12 protein-coding genes are annotated in these 18,533 nt (G+C 39.4%); 7 read left to right on the top strand and 5 right to left on the bottom strand.

From position 1 onward, the window contains the following. Window positions 1-28: 28 nt before the first annotated feature. From FNW21_RS04100 to FNW21_RS04070, 7 genes are all read left to right on the top strand, one after another. Entirely contained in the window at window positions 29-1,420 is a 1,392-nt protein-coding gene (locus FNW21_RS04100; protein ID WP_144255475.1) for an MFS transporter, read from the top strand. Window positions 1,421-1,444: 24 nt separating this feature from the next. Beyond that, on the top strand, window positions 1,445-2,638 hold the full coding sequence (locus FNW21_RS04095; RefSeq protein ID WP_144255474.1) for a glycoside hydrolase family 130 protein: 1,194 nt from the start codon (window positions 1,445-1,447) through the stop codon (window positions 2,636-2,638). A gap of 8 nt (window positions 2,639-2,646) precedes the next feature. After that, window positions 2,647-3,837, top strand: coding sequence for an AGE family epimerase/isomerase (locus tag FNW21_RS04090; RefSeq protein ID WP_144255473.1), 1,191 nt, complete (start codon window positions 2,647-2,649; stop codon window positions 3,835-3,837). Window positions 3,838-3,874: 37 nt separating this feature from the next. Continuing rightward, entirely contained in the window at window positions 3,875-4,885 is a 1,011-nt protein-coding gene (locus FNW21_RS04085) for a carbohydrate binding domain-containing protein (protein WP_144255472.1), read from the top strand. A gap of 31 nt (window positions 4,886-4,916) precedes the next feature. After that, a complete protein-coding gene (locus FNW21_RS04080; RefSeq protein ID WP_144255471.1) occupies window positions 4,917-6,152 on the top strand; it encodes a glycoside hydrolase family 26 protein in 1,236 nt (411 codons plus the stop codon). A gap of 396 nt (window positions 6,153-6,548) precedes the next feature. Next, window positions 6,549-7,841 carry a glycoside hydrolase 5 family protein gene (locus tag FNW21_RS04075; protein ID WP_144255470.1) on the top strand — a complete coding sequence of 431 codons (1,293 nt, stop codon included), beginning with the start codon at window positions 6,549-6,551 and terminating at the stop codon, window positions 7,839-7,841. 34 nt (window positions 7,842-7,875) lie between these two features. After that, window positions 7,876-9,867, top strand: a complete 1,992-nt coding sequence (locus FNW21_RS04070) for a glycoside hydrolase family 97 protein (protein WP_144255469.1) — start codon at window positions 7,876-7,878, stop codon at window positions 9,865-9,867. 54 nt (window positions 9,868-9,921) lie between these two features. Here FNW21_RS04070 and FNW21_RS04065 read toward each other — a convergent pair whose 3' ends face one another. From FNW21_RS04065 to FNW21_RS04045, 5 genes are all read right to left on the bottom strand, one after another. After that, a complete protein-coding gene (locus FNW21_RS04065; RefSeq protein WP_144255468.1) occupies window positions 9,922-10,878 on the bottom strand; it encodes an aldo/keto reductase in 957 nt (318 codons plus the stop codon). Window positions 10,879-10,979: 101 nt separating this feature from the next. Beyond that, the gene (gene bglX, locus FNW21_RS04060; RefSeq protein ID WP_144255467.1) at window positions 10,980-13,298 is read right to left on the bottom strand and encodes a beta-glucosidase BglX; all 2,319 of its coding nucleotides are present in this window, start codon (window positions 13,296-13,298) and stop codon (window positions 10,980-10,982) included. A 108-nt stretch (window positions 13,299-13,406) separates the two neighbouring features. Continuing rightward, window positions 13,407-14,786 (bottom strand): sialate O-acetylesterase, encoded by a 1,380-nt coding sequence (locus tag FNW21_RS04055; RefSeq protein ID WP_144255466.1) that lies wholly within the window; start codon window positions 14,784-14,786, stop codon window positions 13,407-13,409. After that, a complete protein-coding gene (locus FNW21_RS04050; protein ID WP_144255465.1) occupies window positions 14,776-15,879 on the bottom strand; it encodes an SGNH/GDSL hydrolase family protein in 1,104 nt (367 codons plus the stop codon). The genes FNW21_RS04055 and FNW21_RS04050 overlap by 11 nt, the downstream gene beginning before the upstream one ends. Before the next feature lie 246 nt (window positions 15,880-16,125). Further along, the gene (locus FNW21_RS04045) at window positions 16,126-18,327 is read right to left on the bottom strand and encodes a B12-binding domain-containing radical SAM protein (RefSeq protein WP_144255464.1); all 2,202 of its coding nucleotides are present in this window, start codon (window positions 18,325-18,327) and stop codon (window positions 16,126-16,128) included. Window positions 18,328-18,533: the final 206 nt, after the last annotated feature.

Here is an 18,533-nt window from a genome sequence, read left to right as displayed (position 1 = left end):
CAACCAAAAACCTAAAACCAATTAAAAAATGAATGAAAAAATAAGCTTAAAAGAAAAAGTAGGATACGGATTAGGCGACGCAGCCTCATCCATGTTTTGGAAAATATTCAGCATGTATCTTATGTTTTTTTATACCGATGTATTTGGGTTAGCCCCTGCTGTGGTGGGAACTATGTTTCTGGTAACCCGTATTTGGGACTCTTGTTTTGACCCATTAGTTGGCATTATTGCGGATCGTACCAAGACCCGTTGGGGAAAATTTAGACCCTATTTATTATGGACTGCCATACCTTTTGCATTAATCGGAATATTGACTTTTTACACCCCAGATTTTGACGAAAAAGGGAAAATAATATATGCCTACGTAACCTATTCACTCATGATGATGGTGTACTCTATCATTAATGTGCCTTATGCATCGTTACTTGGCGTAATGTCATCGGACAGGAAAGAACGTACAACGCTTTCCTCGTATCGCATGGTTTTTGCCTTTGGCGGAAGCCTACTGGCGCTTTGGTTAATAGAGCCACTTGTTACTCATTTTGGAGGAAGTTTAAACTCAAAAACGGGCTGGTTGTATACCATAATCGTATTTGGAGTTATTACCACTTTATTCTTTTGGGCTTGTTTTTTCTTGACCAAAGAGCGAGTAGAACCTATCAATGACGAAAAACCAAATTTAAAAGAGGATTTGAATGACCTCTTAAAAAACAAACCTTGGTGGATTCTTTTGGGTGCTGGAGTGGGTGCTTTAATTTTCAATTCTATTCGGGATGGAGCTGCTGTTTATTATTTTAAATACTACGTGAGCAGTACCGTTAATTATAGTTTTACGCTTTTTGGCGAAAATTTTGCCATGACGCCTACTTCGCTCTATTTAGTTTTAGGACAAGCAGCAAACATTATTGGAGTTATAATAGCCACGCCCATTGCGAATAAAATTGGTAAAAAAAATACTTTTTTTGGAGCCATGACTTTAGCCGCAATTTTAAGTGTTGTTTTCTATTTTTTCGGAAAAGGAGATGTGGTACTCATCATGGCTTTCCAAGTTTTAATCAGCATTTGCGCAGGCTGTGTATTCCCTTTAATTTGGTCCATGTATGCGGATAGTGCGGATTACTCGGAATGGAAACAAGGCCGAAGAGCTACTGGACTTATCTTTTCGGCATCGTCTATGTCTCAAAAATTTGGCTGGACTATAGGTGGTGCTGCAACAGGATGGCTGTTAGGATACTACGGATTTCAGGCAAATATCGAGCAAACTGCCGTTACCCAACACGGAATTCAATTGATGTTGAGCCTACTACCTGCGGTGGCAGCTGTACTATCAGTAGTATTTATACTTTTCTACCCGCTTACCGAATCCAAATTGCAAACTATAGAAGAAGAACTGAATACCAAAAGAAATTTAATAAAATAATACGCCTTACTAGAACTCTTAATTATGAATACACAAGAAATGAATACGGATTTAGAAAAAAGAAAGTTGGAACTTCAACACCAATTCAATGCTTTATTAGCCCGAAAAAACGAACCTCAAAATACCGTAGGAAATGGAATTTATACCCGTTATAAAAATCCTATTTTAACCGGAGAACATGCCCCTTTAGAATGGCGATATGATTTCAACCCAGAAACAAATCCATTGCTTTTGGAACGAATAGGCATTAACGCCACCTTCAATGCTGGCGCAATGAAATGGGGAGCTTCCTACATTCTAGTTGCTCGTGTAGAAGGTGCCGATAGAAAATCGTTTTTTGCTATTGCCGAAAGTCCTAATGGTGTCGATAATTTTAAGTTTTGGGACAAACCGTGCGTAATTCCACAAACCGAAGAAGCCGATACGAACGTATATGATATGCGCTTAATAAACCATGAAGATGGCTGGATTTACGGTATTTTTTGCACCGAAAGAAAAGATCCAAAAGCGCCAAAAGGAGATACCAGTACCGCTATTGCAAATGCTGGAATTGTGCGCACCAAAGATTTAATCCACTGGGAACGCCTTCCTGACCTAATTTCGAATACGGGACAACAACGCAATGTAGTCTTGCATCCCGAATTTGTTGACGGAAAATATGCTATTTACACGCGTCCGCAAGATGGATTTATCGATGTAGGCAATGGTGGCGGCATTGGATTAGGATTTATTATTGACATGACCAATCCCGTTGTAAATGATGAAAGAATCATTTATGGCAAACAATACCATACCGTTTATGAATTGAAAAACGGACTAGGCCCCGCTCCTATAAAAACCAATAAAGGTTGGTTGCACCTAGCCCACGGAGTTCGAAACACGGCTGCCGGACTACGCTACACTTTATATATGTTCATGACGGACTTGTATGATATTTCAAAAGTTACCCATTTACCAGCAGGACATTTTATGGCTCCCGAAGGTTTAGAGCGCATTGGTGATGTATCCAATGTGTTGTTCTCAAACGGTTGGATCGAAGACAATGACGGTACCGTATTTATTTATTACGCTTCCTCGGATACTCGTATGCATGTTGCCGTTTCTTCGGTAGCGCAATTAGTAGATTATGTAACGAACTCTCCCGAAGATACTTTTACCTCTGCTGGATCGGTAAATACGATTATCGAACAAGTAGAAAAAAATAAAAAAACAGTATAATTTAAAGCATGACAACACCATTAAAAACACTTAAAACCGAGCTCACAGCTGAACTTAATGCGATTATTTCGTATTGGTCAAACCATACATTGGATTTAGAAAATGGCGGTTTTATAGGTCAAATCGATTGTAATAATCACGTAAATACAACCGCCGAAAAAGGGGCTGTCATGCACGCCAGAATTTTATGGGCTTTTGCGGCTTCGTTCCAAATTACAAAGGACGAAAACCAAAAGGCAATCGCAAAAAGAGCGTTTCAATACATCAAAACGAATTTTTATGACACACAATTTGGTGGTTTTTATTGGAGTCTAACGCATGATGGATTTCCAAAAGATACCAAAAACCAAATCTATGCTTTAGGATTTATCATCTACGGCATGGCTGAATATTATGCTATTTCTAATGACACATCCGCATTAAAAATAGCCATTCATTTGTACCAAAAAATACAAGAACACAGTTATGATCCTGTAAACAAAGGCTATCTAGAAGCATTTACTAGAGATTGGCAACCCATCGAGGATTTGCGTTTGAGCGAAAAAGATGCCAACGAAAAGAAAACAATGAATACGCATTTGCATATTGTAGAAGGCTATGCCAATTTGTACAAAGTATGGCAGGACGAAAGCTTGAAAAACGACATCGTCGAGTTGCTTACCACCATCGATGTGCATTTTATGAATGAAGAAACGGGACATTTACACTTGTTTTTTGACGAAAATTGGGTCGAAAAAAAGGATGTAATCTCATACGGTCATGACATAGAAGCAGCTTGGCTCCTACTCCAATGTGCCCAAATTGTAGGCGACGAAAATTTAATAGCACGGTATAAAAAACATGCCCTTCTAATTGCTAATGCGACCAAGGAGGGAATCGACACTGATGGTGGATTGTGGTATGAATTTGACCCAGAAACCAACCAAATGATGGCCGAAAAACACTCGTGGCCACAAGCTGAATTACTAATTGGGTACTTCAATGCTTGGGAGCTTTCTGGAAATCAAGACTATTTGGATATTGTTTTTAAAAATTGGGAATTTATACAAAACCACATCCTAGACACCCAAAACGGCGAATGGTTTTGGGGCATAAACGATGATTATTCCAAAATGGATAAAGACAAAGCCGGTTTTTGGAAATGTCCCTATCACAACAGTAGAGCTTGCATCGAATTGATTCAGCGCATTCCAAATTAATACTGCCTTCCTCCTTTTTTAACACAATCCAAACCCTATGAAAACACTTTTATACATCCTAATCGCAATGAGCACTTCGCTTACTTTTGCTCAAAAAAACCTAGTCATTAACGGTGGTTTTGATCAAAACACCGATGGTTGGTGGGCAGATAACTTGAATCAAAATGGGGTTGTCAAGAAAGTAGGTGCCGGATCCTGTATGATTGTACAATATGTAGGTAAAGAATGGAAAGGTGCCGATCAAAAAATAAACATTCCAAAAGGAACCTATGCCATTGCCTTTAGCGCTTATGTCAAAGGAGATGCCATACAAGGTGGCGAAAGCTATGGTGCTGGCATTGTTAACGCCGAATTCCTAAACGGTGCCGACAAGCAAATTGTTTCCGAAAACATTGCCCAAGTCAAAGGAACTGCAGATTGGAAATTGTATTCAAAACTTATTCTTGTACCCCAAGGTGCCAAAAAAATCAAAATGCTAATCGCCTTACAAAGTACGCCTGGCATTGTATTTTTTGACGAAATCAAAGCAGTAACCGTTACCGAGGACGAATATAACAAAATCATGCAAGCCGAAGCAATCGCGCAAGAAGCCATACCAAAACCTTTTGTAAACGCCAGTTTTGAAGCCGGGTTACAAAACTGGAACGGAACAGGAATTGTCCTTACTACTGACCAAAAAGCAGGAAATGCAGCGGTAACGATAACGGCAACCGTTGCGGAATGGACGGCAATCGACCAAACTGCCGATGTGCCAGCAGGAACAAAAACAATCGAAATTTCGGGTTGGCTTAAAGCCAAAGACATCAAACAAGGCAAAGATCCTTGGAACAACGGCATGTTTATTATCGAGTTAACTAGAGACGGGAAAATAAAAACAAGTGACGACCAACTCGTGGGAACGGTTACAGGAACAACGGATTGGACATACTTCAAAAAAAACATTCCCATTCCTGATGGTACCAAAAAATTTAGAATCATACTTGCTTTGAGCGCCTGCACCGGAACACTGGTAGCGGATGACATTCAAATAAAAATGGACAACCAATAAAATTTAAATCTAAAATTAAACCTCCAAAAAAATGAAAATTCAATATACAAAATTTATAATTGCCAGTATTGCTGTGGTAATTGCTAGTTGTTCCAAAAGTAAAGAAGACGAAACCCTAGTCATAGATCCCAATCCAGTTCCCGTTGTTGTTACTGATGCGCTTACAACCCAAAACGTAAAAACATATATGGTCGATCCAGCTGCTACGACAGAGACGGTGGCTTTGTTTTATAATTTAAAAAAGCTTGCCAAAACCAAGTTCGCCATTGGACAACAAGCCGCTTATAGTGGGTTTTATAAGGATGCCACAGGATTATCTGACATCAAGAAAACAACTGGTTTTGACCCCGCACTTATGGGTTCGGATTTTATGTTCATTACGGATAAAAATAATAATGGTCAAAGCAACAATTGGTTTTACCAACAAGAAAAAAAGACTCTTGATGATGCAAAACTTGCCTACAGCAACGGAATGATCAACACCTTTTGTTGGCATTTGAGAGAACCCAATAAAGAAGATAGTTTTTATGCCGCAGACTTAACCGAGGAACAAAAAGCAACTGCTTTCAAGAGTATTTTGCCTGGTGGGACAAACCATGCGTGGTACAAAACCAAACTAGACAAAGTGGCCAGCGTAGTTTCTAATTTAAAAGGAGCTAATGGCGAATTGATTCCAATCATTTTTAGACCATTCCATGAGTTTGATGGCAGTTGGTTTTGGTGGGGAGCAAGCTTTTGTTCGGCCGAGGACTACAAAGCGGTATATCAATTTACGGTAACTTATTTGAGAGATACTAAAGGGGTTCATAACATTCTATATGCTTTTTCTCCTGATAATTCCTATACGACTTCGGCAAATTATTTGAGTCGCTATCCAGGCGATGCCTATATAGATGTTCTGGGAATGGACAATTATGGCGATCTAAACAACCAAGGACAAGCAGGGTCTGACAGAGCAAATGCAAAGTTGAAAATGGTTTCTGATTTGGCTAAAACCAAAGTAAAAATAGCTGCTATGACCGAAACGGGCTACGAAGTAACAGCTACAAAAACAGCGGTTTCAGGATGGTTTTCTACTTATTTATACAATGCTTTGACAGCAAATAGTATCGAAATTAGTTATGTCATGTTTTGGAACAATGGCGGAAATAATTACTATGTGCCTACTCCTACTGCCGCTAATGCGCAAGATTTTAAAGATTTTGCTACAAAAACCAAATCTGCTCTCGTAAATACGCTGCCAAGTATGTATGTTTTGCCTAAATAAAAAATAGTTTCTAAATCCGTCCCAATGCCCTAGCCCTGATAGGAGTGAAAAGCCCGGAGACCCAAAAGCAAAAGTTTCTTGCGGTAAAAGAGCGACCAGAGGAAGCTCCTTTTACCGTTTAGAAACTTTGCTTTTGGGGTGAGGACTTGTAACGAATAGCAGGAAATAGCTCCTAATAACCCATTGTTATTAAGTTAAGGGAAAATCAATAAATTTGATTGTAGATTTTTGATTAATGATTTTTGATTTCAGATGTCCGAGACCTTCAAAATCGACAATTTTTTGTTTACTAACACCAAATCTGAAATCAAAAATCATTAATCTTCAATCGAAAATCTCTTAACTTAATGACATTGCCTGATAACCAAGGTGTAAAAAATTAAAAAAACAAATTATATGAAAAAATCAATTGCCATAGCGGGTGTATTGCTCTGTCTTTTTAGTGCAAATGTGGGTTTCTCACAAAAACAACAACCCAGAATTACGGTAAAAGGAACTCAATTCTTTAAAGGGGACAAACCGTATGCGTACATTGGAACCAATTATTGGTACGGAAGTTTACTGGCTTCCAAGAAAGTGGGTGACCGCAAGAGATTGCTTCGGGAGCTGGATGTAATGCGCAAAAATGGTATTGATAACCTGCGAATTTTAGTAGGTGCCGATGGCGGAAAATACGATTATACCGTTCGCCCCGCTTTGCAATACGAGCAAGGAAAATACGATCAAGATTTACTGGATGGCTTGGATTTTTTGATTGCCGAGATGGGCAAACGCAAGATGTATGCCGTGTTGTACTTGACCAATAACTGGGAATGGTCTGGCGGAATGTCACAATATCTAGAATGGAGCGGCAAAGGTGCGATTCCCGTTCCTGCGATTCCGCCTAATACCTGGCCGCAGTTCATGGAATATACCGCCAAGTTCTATAGTTGCGAATCGTGTATGGAAGCTTTGAATGCTGATGTGAAATTTATTATGAGCAGAACTAATGCCTACACCAAAAGAAAATATACCCAAGACAATACCATTATGGCGTGGCAAGTGGGGAATGAACCCCGTAGTTTCACACCCGAAAACGAAGGGAAATTCACGATTTGGCTTAACAATATAGTCAACTTAATGGATCGTTTAGACAAAAACCATTTGATTTCGACGGGTTCCGAAGGCAGAAACAGTTCCAATGACAACATGGAAACCTACGAGAAAACGCATGCCAATAAAAATATAGATTACTTAACCATGCACATTTGGCCTAAAAACTGGAATTGGTTTAAGGCCGATAATGCCGAAAAAACCTTGCCAACAACGCTAGAAAATGCTGGGAAATATATCGATGAGCATGTTGCGGTTGCCAATCATTTGAAAAGACCAATTATTATTGAGGAATTTGGTCTACCTAGAGAGAACGAAGCGTTGGTTGCCACAGCAGCAATAAGCAATAGGGATATTTTTTATAACTATATTTTTAGCCGAGTTGCAGAAAGTGTTGCCAAAAAAGGTGCCTTGCAAGCTGCTAATTTTTGGGGTTTTGGTGGCGAAGGAAAAGCGGTTAACAAAGACGGAAAATGGAATCCCGGAGACCCTTTGACTACGGATCCACCGCAGGAACCACAGGGCTTGAACTCTGTTTTTTCATCGGATAAATCGACTTTGGAGATTGTAAAAAAATTCAATTTGGAATTAAAATAGAAATACATACATTTAAGTTTCTAAACTATCCCTTATGAAAAAAACAACCCTTTTACTCCTAGCCTTGTTGCTTGTTACCAATGCTTTTTCGCAAAAGAAACAAAATTTTCAATTGCTTTCTCCCAACGGAAAAATCGAAATTAGCATCGCACTTTCGGACAAAATAACGTGGGCTATTACTGCCGAAAAAAGCAATATTTTGATGGCTTCGCCAATGGCTATGACCCTAAATGAAGCCGAAATTTTGGGTAAAAATCCAATACTTTTAAACACCAAGAAAGAAAGTATTCATACCACATTTGAAACGCCTATTTACAAAAAGAAAACCGTCGAGAATAAGTATAACCAACTGGTATTGAATTTCAAAGGTGATTATAGTATTGAATACCGCGCTTTTGATGATGGCGTAGCGTACCGATTTATCACCAAAAAGAAGCAGGACATTACAGTAAAATCCGAGGAAGTGGTTCTAAATTTCGATCAAGATTACAACACTTTAATGCCTTATGTTCGGGATTTAAGAAACCCAATCGACCCCTATATTTCCTCATTCGAAGCCTTGTATGAGGACAAAAAAATATCTGAATTCACGCCCAATGCGTTGGCTTTTTTGCCTTTCTTAACACAATATTCCAATCATAAAAAAGCCGTTTTCCTAGAAGCAGATGTCGAGGATTATCCCGGAATGTATGTGATTCCTAATCCGACAAAAAGCACTAGTTTTGTGGGTGATTTTGCCCAATTTCCTCTAGAAGAAGCCAATGGTGGCTACAACAACATCAATAGAATTGTGACCAAAAGAGCGGATTATATTTCGCAGACCAAAGGAACTCGAAATTTTCCGTGGCGCATTGTGGTTATTAGCGAAAACGACAAAGAGTTAGCCAATAACGATATGGTTCAAAAACTGGCTTCACAATCCCGAATTGGGGACGCAAGCTGGATAAAACCCGGCAAAGTAGCTTGGGATTGGTGGAACGATTGGAACATTTACAACATCGATTTCAAGGCGGGAATCAATACCCAAACCTATAAATATTACATTGATTTTGCAGCAGCGAACAAACTCGAATATGTCATCATTGACGAAGGTTGGAGTGCCGATGACAACTTATTAGACCTAAACAAAGCCCTGAATGTAAAAGAATTAGTTGACTACGGAAAACAAAAAAAGGTAGGTATTATTTTGTGGGCTTCGTGGTTTTCATTAACCAAAAACACCCAATCTGTTCTAAAAACCTATGCCGATCAAGGGGTTAAAGGTTTCAAAGTAGATTTTATGGATCGTGATGATGCCAAAATGGTTACTTCGCTGTACGAAATTGCAAAAATTGCTGCTGCCAATAAACTTTTGCTAGATTATCATGGAATGTATAAACCTACTGGTTTGCAAAAAACATTCCCAAACATTCTTAATTTTGAAGGGGTAAAAGGACTAGAAAACAGCAAATGGACTCCTAACGACGATGTTCCGGGTTATGAATGCACCATTGCGTTCATCCGGATGATGGCTGGTCCAATGGATTATACGCCCGGTGCGATGCGAAATACGACAAAAAGCGAATTCAAACCCGATCATTCCAACCCAAAAAGCCAAGGTACCCGTTGCCGCCAACTGGCTTTGTACACTATATTCGAAGCGCCTTTGCAAATGCTGGCAGACAGTCCAACTGCCTATATGAAGGAGCAAGAAAGCACTGATTTTATTGCCAAAATCCCAACAACTTTTGATGAAACGGTAGCTCTAGATGGCGAAGTTGGTAAATTCGTAGCAATAGCTCGCAAAAAAGAAACGAAATGGTATCTTGGTGCCATCACCAATTGGGATGCTCGAGACATTACAATTGATTTCTCTTTCCTTGAAAAAGGAAAAACATACGAAGCTGATGTATTTACAGATGGTCTAAATGCCGATAAAGCAGCCGTAGATTATAAAAGAGAAAAAATCACAGTAGATTCAACCACCAAAATGACGGTTCATCTAGCAAGCGGAGGAGGAATATCCGCGATTATAAGCTTGAAATAAGCTACTATTTTTAAAGAAAAAAGGGAGCAAATACTGTATTTGCTCCCTTTTTTCTTACCCTAAAATCGCCTCAATCGCAACTAATTCATCCGATGAAAAGTACAGATTTTGCAAACTCTCAATATTATTATTCAATTGCCCTACAGAACTCGCCCCAATCAAAACCGATGTGATGCGATTGTCTTTGAGCACCCAAGCCAAAGCCATTTGTGCCAAAGATTGGTTTCTGGCTTTCGCCAAATCGTTCAAGGCAATGATTTTATGTACTTTTTCTTCGGAGATTTCTTCGAGTTGTAAATGCCCATTTGGATTGTGTGCTCGAGAATCTTCAGGAATTCCTTTCAGGTATTTATCGGTCAAAAGTCCTTGTGCCAATGGCGAAAAAGCAATACAGCCCACTCCTTTTTCTTCCAGAACGTCGAGTAATCCCGCTTCACATTTTCGAACAAACATCGAGTATTTTTCTTGATGAATCAAGCAAGGCGTTCCCAATCGTTTCAGAATTTCGGTAGCTTCTTGAGTTTGCTCGGCATTATAATTCGAAATTCCCGCATACAATGCTTTCCCGCTTCGCACGGCATAATCGAGTGCCATCATGGTTTCTTCAAGAGGCGTTTCGGGATCAAACCGATGCGAATAAAAAATATCTACATAGTCTAAATTCATCCGTTTCAAACTTTGGTCTAAACTCGACAACAAATATTTACGAGAACCCCAATCGCCATAAGGGCCAGCCCACATGCCATAACCTGCTTTGGTCGAAATTACGATTTCATCACGCAAGTTGCCTTGAAAATTATTTTTTAGGATTTTACCAAAATTCGTCTCCGCCGATCCTGGAACTGGGCCGTAATTATTTGCCAAATCAAAATGAGTTATCCCTTTATCAAAAGCAGTTTTAACGATATTTTCTCCGTTTTCGAAAACATCAACCGAGCCAAAGTTATGCCATAAACCAAGAGCAATTTGCGGTAATAACAAACCACTTTTTCCACATCTATTGTATTTCATTCTTGTATTTTTAAAGGTTGAAAAATAAAAATTAAAGGTAAAAAAAAAACACATAAAACTTTAGTCATTCTATGTGTTTAAAAATCTATTTTTTTAGGTTTTTATTGCAACTCAAAGCTACTTTCCAATCCTTTGTCAGAGCTTCCTCCAACCATAATTTTGAAAGTTCCAGGTTCTACCAGATACTTGCCATCGTTGTCAAAGAAACCAAGTTCTTTGTCCGTTAATGTAAAGGAAACTGTTTTGGTTTCGCCTTTTTTCAAATTGATTAATTCAAAACCTTTCAATTCTTTCACGGGTCTGGCTAAACTTGCGGCTACGTCTTGAATGTACAATTGCGCCACTTCTTTTCCGTCATAATTACCCGTATTAGTCACATCAACCGAAATTTTCACCGACTCCCCTTTTGCGAAAGCGGATTTATTTACTTTACAATTTTTATACTCAAAAGTGGTATAACTCAATCCAAAACCAAACGGAAATTGTGGTGTTTTTTCTACATCAGTATAATGCGACCAAAATACATTTTTTTCAGCATTTACAGGTCTTCCAGTACTATAATGATTGTAATAAATAGGACATTGCCCTACGTTTCTTGGAAAAGACATGGGCAATTTTCCACTCGGATTATAATCGCCATATAGCACTTGCGCCACCGCATTTCCGGTTTGCGTTCCTAGTTGCCAAGCCTCAACAATGGCTGGAATATGTTCCGCAGCCCAAGGCAAAGCAAGTGGTCTACCATTGTTTAAAACCAAAACAATATTAGGGTTTACTTTATAAATTGCTTCCAATAATTCTTGTTGAACACCCGGTAAATCAAGGCTTGTTCTACTGCGTCCTTCACCCGTTTGAAAACCATGTTCCCCTAACACCATAACGACTACATCAGCGCTAGCAGCTACTTTTTGGGCGGCATCAAACCCGCTTTTGTCGGTGGTATTAAAAACCAATTCGTCGATAAAAGCTGTTTTCCCAACGGTTAAATCGGCACCTTTTTCATACGTCAATTGGTTGTCTTTGTACTGTTGCATGCCTTCCAGAACCGAAACGGCGGTGTTGTCATCCGATGCGATTCTCCAGCTTCCCAAAGGGCTGTTTTTATCATTGGCCAAAGCACCAATTAAAGCAATTTTTTGACCCGATTTTTTTAAGGGCAACAACCCCTCCCCAGCCCTCCCAAAAGGAGAGGGGGCGTTTTTAAGCAAAACAATTGATTTTTTGGCCATGTCCAAAACCCCATCATTATTGGCCTTGCTACCCACTTCCGATTTTTCTCTAGCTTCGTCGCAATATTTGTATGGATCGTCAAATAATCCTAGTTCAAATTTCACACGTAAAATTCTACGCACAGCATCATCCACCATAGCTTCTTTTACCTTTCCTTCTTTAACTAATTTTGCCAATTCGGCTACGTATAAATACGATTCCATATCCATATCGGAACCAGCAGTTACGGCTTTTTGCGTTGCTTCGGCACCATCTTTGGCAAATCCGTGCGGAATCATTTCCCGAACCGAAGCCCAATCCGAAACCACAAAACCGTCAAATTTCCATTTTCCTTTTAGAATCTCTCTTTGCAAAAAGCTATTTCCAGTAGCAGGAACACCATTCAAGATATTGAACGAGTTCATAAACGTACGAATACCTGCATCAACTGCGGCTTTGAACGGAGGCAAGACAGTATTATACAATTTAGAATTACTAATATCGACCGTATTGTATTCCAATCCTGCTTCGGCTAGGCCATAGGCGGCAAAATGTTTGGCACAAGCCGCAATCGTGTTCACTTTAAGCAAGTCAGCTTTTGTATCTCCCTGAAAACCAGTTACTCTTGCTGTAGCGATTTTACTTCCTAGATAAGGATCTTCGCCAGCTCCTTCCATCACTCGTCCCCAACGGGCATCATTGGCAACGTCAACATTAGGACCAAAAGTCCAGTTGATTCCAACTGCCGAAGCTTCGTCTGCAGCCACTTGAGCTGATTTTTTTATGGCTTCCATATCCCAACTTGCAGCTTCTGCCAGCGGAATTGGACTCAAGGTTTTGTAGCCATGAATGACATCAAAACCTATGATTAACGGAATTCCCAATCGCGTTTCCTCAACGGCAATTTTCTGTACGGATCGCACTTCCTTCACGCCTCGAACGGATAACATAGACCCCACCCAACCGTCACGCAAATGCTTGTATTTTAACTCGGCATTGCCGCCTTTTGGTGCTGGTCCTGTTACTTCCCAAAAACCATTGTATTGGTTCATTTGCCCCACTTTTTCTTCTAAAGTCATTTGCTTCATTAGCAAATCGATGCGTTCTTCTGTTGGTTTTGTTTTGTCTAAATAGGATTTGTTTTGTGCAATCATAGTGGTACTGGTAAATAAAGCAAAAAGCCCTATCGTAATTAATTGTTTGTTTTTCATAGTTTATTTTTTATTTTTCGAATGGTTTTTATAACCCTACAAGTTAGGCGATTTTTTTTAGATTTTCCAATCCTAAATAGCTTTCCAAATGGCGCAAGAAAATAAAAATCATTCGGTTATAAAGGACGAAGCTGGCAAATTCGCTTTATTAAAAAGTTGCGATTGCGCGGTATTCCTCCAAGCGAAACGAACTTTAAGAGGTAGTTTTACTTTGTCCGATTGTAAAATAACGGTGTTTTTTTTGATAAAAGCGGTTGCTTCATAAAATACATTATCGGCTCCAGCAACCTCAAATTGATTTGTTTTTTTGTTGGCAAAATACAAACCATCGGCAAAATCGAAAGTAACAATTGCTTTGTTTTTTTCAATTTTTAAAGCCGAAAAAAGAGGCCCGTTTACCACATTAGTATTGGTTTTATAGGTCTTGGCCAAAGCCAAATTCGCCAATCGAGTTCCCACTGATTTCTTGTCTTTAGGATGAATATCTTCAACCGTCGAAACATCACTGATTACAACCATTCCAGTATTAGGCACTTCTTGCAACACTTTTCGTTGTGCATCTCGGATTATTGCGCCACCAAAATGATCTTCGCCATATTTATACGGAGCAATTTGAACGAAATAAAACGGAAAATCAGTTTTCCACAATTGCCTCCATGAAGCAATTAAAGCCGAAAGTGTTTGGTCATAAACCGTGGAACCCACATTCGATTCGCCTTGATACCACAATACACCTGCAATTTTGAATCCTGTCAAAGGATAAATCATAGCATTAAAAGCACGTCCAGGCTGGTTTGGCCCATAGGTTTCTTCCTTTCGAGTTTTGGCCGATGCCAATAAAACGGCATTGTTTTGAATCACTTCTTCGGGCATCCAAATCTCCGCTGGTGTACCGCCCCAATTGGACGAAATCAATCCGATAGGAACATTTTTCAAGTCTTCCTGCAGTCTTTTGGCAAAAAAGTAGCCCACCGCACTAAAATATTTCATTGTTTCTGGCGTGCATTCCGTCCATGTTCCTGACAGATTATTTTGTGGAGTTGTAGCTGTCAATTTGGGAACTGTAAAAAAACGGATGTTGGGATTTGCAGCATTTTTTACCTCTTCGTCACCGTTCTCGATTCCCCAACTGGCGTTCATTTCCATATTCGATTGTCCCGAACAAACCCACACTTCGCCAATCAAAATATTTTTCAACACGATTTCGTTGTAGCCTTTTATGACAATCGTGTAAGGGCCGCCTTCCTTTGGAGTTGGAATTTTAATTTCCCATTGGGCTTGATTGCTGGCTTTAATTTTGTAGGTTTCGTGATTCCAACTTGAGGTAATTACGACTTCTTCCTGCGGATTTGCCCAGCCCCACAGAGTCACTTCACTATTGCGTTGCAAGACCATATTATCCGAAAACACGTTTGGCAGCGTCACATTTGCGAAAGCAGTATTCGCTAATAGTAGTACAAAAAAGAAAGTAATGATGCTATTTTTCATCGAGTATTTTTTTAAAGAAAGAATTCATTTCTGCCGCCATGATTTTATCATCGGCTATATCGGGATGCGAACCACAACCGTTGGGTTTCATGGGTTGGAATTCAAATAAAGCAATTTTTTTATGTTGGCTATCGTTTTCAAAAGCGAGTAGTACTTTTTGCAAACAATTGACCAAAATCACATTCCTATCGCCAGAAACCATGGGGCTATTCAGCACGACAATTCGAGTATTGGGAGCGTGTTTGTAAACCGTTTTGATAAAAGCAATGTAATTTGAAACGTATTTTTCTTCGTTAAAAGGCAATCTCGGTTTTTTATGATCTCCTTCCGAGAGGTCGTTTGTTCCCAAACAAATGCTCACCAAATCAGGTTGAAAAGCAAAATCATAGGGTTTGGATTGGTCTTTATTGAGGTATAAATTTTCGTACACATCTGGGATAATCGCTTCGTCAAGGTGCTCGTCATTCCAGTTGCGGTACATGCCATATCCGGATACCGAACTCAACACATAATCCACATTCAAAGCTCTAGAAAGTATGGGGCCATATGCCCAATACGCATTGTGTTGATCATACCAATCGCCCGTGCCACAAGGAATCGCAGCCGTATCGTTGCCAAAACCGCAGGTGATAGAATCGCCTATGAATTCTATTCTCTTTTTGTTTGTAGGCGTTTTGCAGGGAACTAGTTTTGCGGTTGTTCCAGCAAATAAAACGCCTCCGTTAGTAGCTTCGGTCGCTTTGTAAACAGTAAGGCGGTGTGTTTTTTGATTGGTAGTTGTTGCAATAGGAACCGCTTGTTTTTCGCCTTTTTCAATTCGGATTTTTCCCATATACTTGCCGTCCAGTTCTAGAGAAACATAGTTTTGATGTTCCCAAGAATCCACACTTTGCAACCAAATCACAGCCGATTTTCCAGTAAAATCAAACGAAACCGATGAGGCCGACCCAATGAGAATGACTTTATTGTCGGTTCCTTTTTCGACACGTCCTGCGTATGTAAAAAGAGTGTTCTTGGGGTCTTGTTGTTGACCAACCATTCCCATCGAAAATAACAATAGTACAATTAAATTGCATTTATTTTTAAAATTCATAATTTATTAGCATCAAAAAATTAAATATAAAAACAAAATTACGCTTTTTACTTTTGGATAAAAGATACTAAAATGTCAAATGATAATAAAAAAACACCAAGCCATAGTGTATTGCGTTGCTGTTTATAAAAGGAGCGTTTTATTGGTGACAAAACAAAAAAAAACCTTAAATACTAGAATAAAATGAATACTTGTAATTTAGAAAGCGATTCTCGGTATTAGGGTAACTCAAAATTAAAACAAAAGTTACAACACCAACAATCCAAATTCTCGTAAAGTATGCACTGGTTTAGCATACCAAAACAATTCGAAATCTTCAAAATGAGTTTCGAAATCCGCTTTTATTTCTTGAAAAGTAATGCCTTTATTCCCTGTTTTTATGGCCGTTTTTTGGAGTAGTGCTACCAGCCATTCGCCCTCTTCTTTATTGGTTTGAATGGTAAAGCTTTCTTTTTTATCGTGAAAAGTCAATGTCATCATTTCCCAAGAATTTCCTTTTTTGGATTTGGTAAAATGGGCAACAGCTGGATTTCCTCCTAGCCAAACGATTTTTGCGGTGGGTTTTATCGCAAACGGATTGGCTTCTTCTAAAGCATTGGCAATAAAATCAGGAAGTATTTTTGTCTTTGGAATTTTGAATTCAAACCAATCTTGCAATTCGTAGTCCAAACAAATGCCGTGCATAAAATTGAAAAGTGATTTCTTTAATCCAAAACTGAATTTATTATGGTCGATTCCAGTTTTGTCGACATAATTAATATCGTTATTGGCGAAAGTTCCAACGGTTTTGGTTTCTTTTACTACACCAAATTTCTCTGGGTACATTCCAACCGGACTGTGTGCCGTCATGGCAAACTGATGCCAAAATCCCGATTGCAATACCCCCGCTTCAAATAATTGACGTACCATTTCCAGACTATCAACCGTTTCTTGAATCGTTTGTGTGGGATATCCGTACATCAAATAGGCGTGTACCATGACACCCGCTTGCGTAAAATTGCGAGTAACTCGAGCCACTTGTTCGACTGTAACGCCTTTGTCAATCAGTTGCAACAATCGGTCAGATGCTACTTCGAGACCTCCTGAAACGGCTATACAACCCGAAGCTTTTAGCAACAAACACAAATCTTGGGTAAAACTTTTTTCGAACCGGATGTTCGTCCACCAAGTTACGGCGAGTTTGCGTCGCAGGATTTCTAGTGCCACTTCCCGCATGAGGGCAGGCGGCGCGGCTTCGTCTACAAAATGGAAGCCGTTTTGTCCCGTACTTTGAGACAACTCCTCGATTCGATCTACAATAAGTTTGGCAGCAACAGGTTCGTAGACCTTTATATAATCCAACGAAATATCGCAAAACGTGCATTTTCCCCAGTAACAACCGTGCGCCATCGTGAGTTTGTTCCAGCGACCGTCGCTCCACATGCGGTGCATGGGATTCACGATTTCGATTACCGAAATATAGTTATCCAAAAGCAAATCTGAATAATCCGGCGTACCGACTTGCGATTGTTTGTAGTCGCTTCGAGTGGAATTGTTTTTGTACACTACTTTTCCGTTTTCAAGAAGAAAAGTTCGTTTAACCTCCCCTAACCCCTCCAAAGGAGGGGGATTAGAAATCAAATTGCATAACAGTTCGATTGGCAATTCGCCATCGTCCAAGGTGATATAATCAAAAAACTCAAAGACTCGAGGATCGGATAGCGACCGCAATTCGGTATTTGGGAAACCACCACCCATCGAAATTTTGATGCTAGGATAGTGCTTTTTGACCCATTGTGCCGAGCGAAAAGCCGCATATAAATTGCCTGGAAACGGCACCGAAATTAAGAACATCGTAGGCTGAATGGTTTCTATTTTTTGTTTTAAAATCGAAAGTAAAACCCCATCAATATACGTTGGTTCTTGCTGCAAAGCGGCATACAATTCATCAAACGAATTGGCAGAACGCCCCAAACGCTCTGCATACCGACTAAAACCAAAATTAGAATCAACACATTCTACAATAAAATCAGAGATGTCTTCGAGGTACAACGTGGCCAGATGTTTGGCTTTATCCTGCGTTCCCATCGTTCCAAAAGTCCAATCCAATTCTTCGAGTTGTACAAATCGCGAAGCCTCCGGCAGGAAATCTTCCTGACATATTTGAAGCGCCAAAGTGGGGTTTTTGCCTTGCAGAAATGCAATAACCGAATCGATGGTTTTAATGTATTCGTCTTGAAGAGCTAGAATGCGTTGGGCGTTAGGTGTTAACGATTTGGTGTTGCGAATTGCAAACAAACGTTGCATGCCTTCTTTCGAAAACAATTTCAAAATCACTTCAATACCCAAATCCGCTTGAACCGATTCGATGTTTATCGTATTGAGAAACCCTTTGATGTAAGCGGTTGCTGGATACGGCGTATTGAGTTGGGTAAACGGGGGCGTGATGAGGAATAGTTTTGGTTTCAAAAGTGCGATTGTTTTATGCAAAAATAAGGGATAATTACGCTTGTTTTAAAGATTTTAAAATAACAACGAGAAAAATTATTGAAAATAAAAACCCAGAGGAAGTCTGGATTTATATTATTTTTTTATTGTGCAACAGTAATGCTAAAGAATAGTAGGGCACTTAATAGATTACAAAATACAAAGAAAACTTTGTTTCTACTAAATAA

Origin of the sequence: Flavobacterium restrictum, from assembly GCF_007097245.1 — a bacterium.
GTDB lineage: Bacteria > Bacteroidota > Bacteroidia > Flavobacteriales > Flavobacteriaceae > Flavobacterium > Flavobacterium restrictum.
The sequence above is the reverse complement of the archived record's forward strand: the minus strand, read 5'-3'. Positions and strand labels throughout refer to the sequence as shown.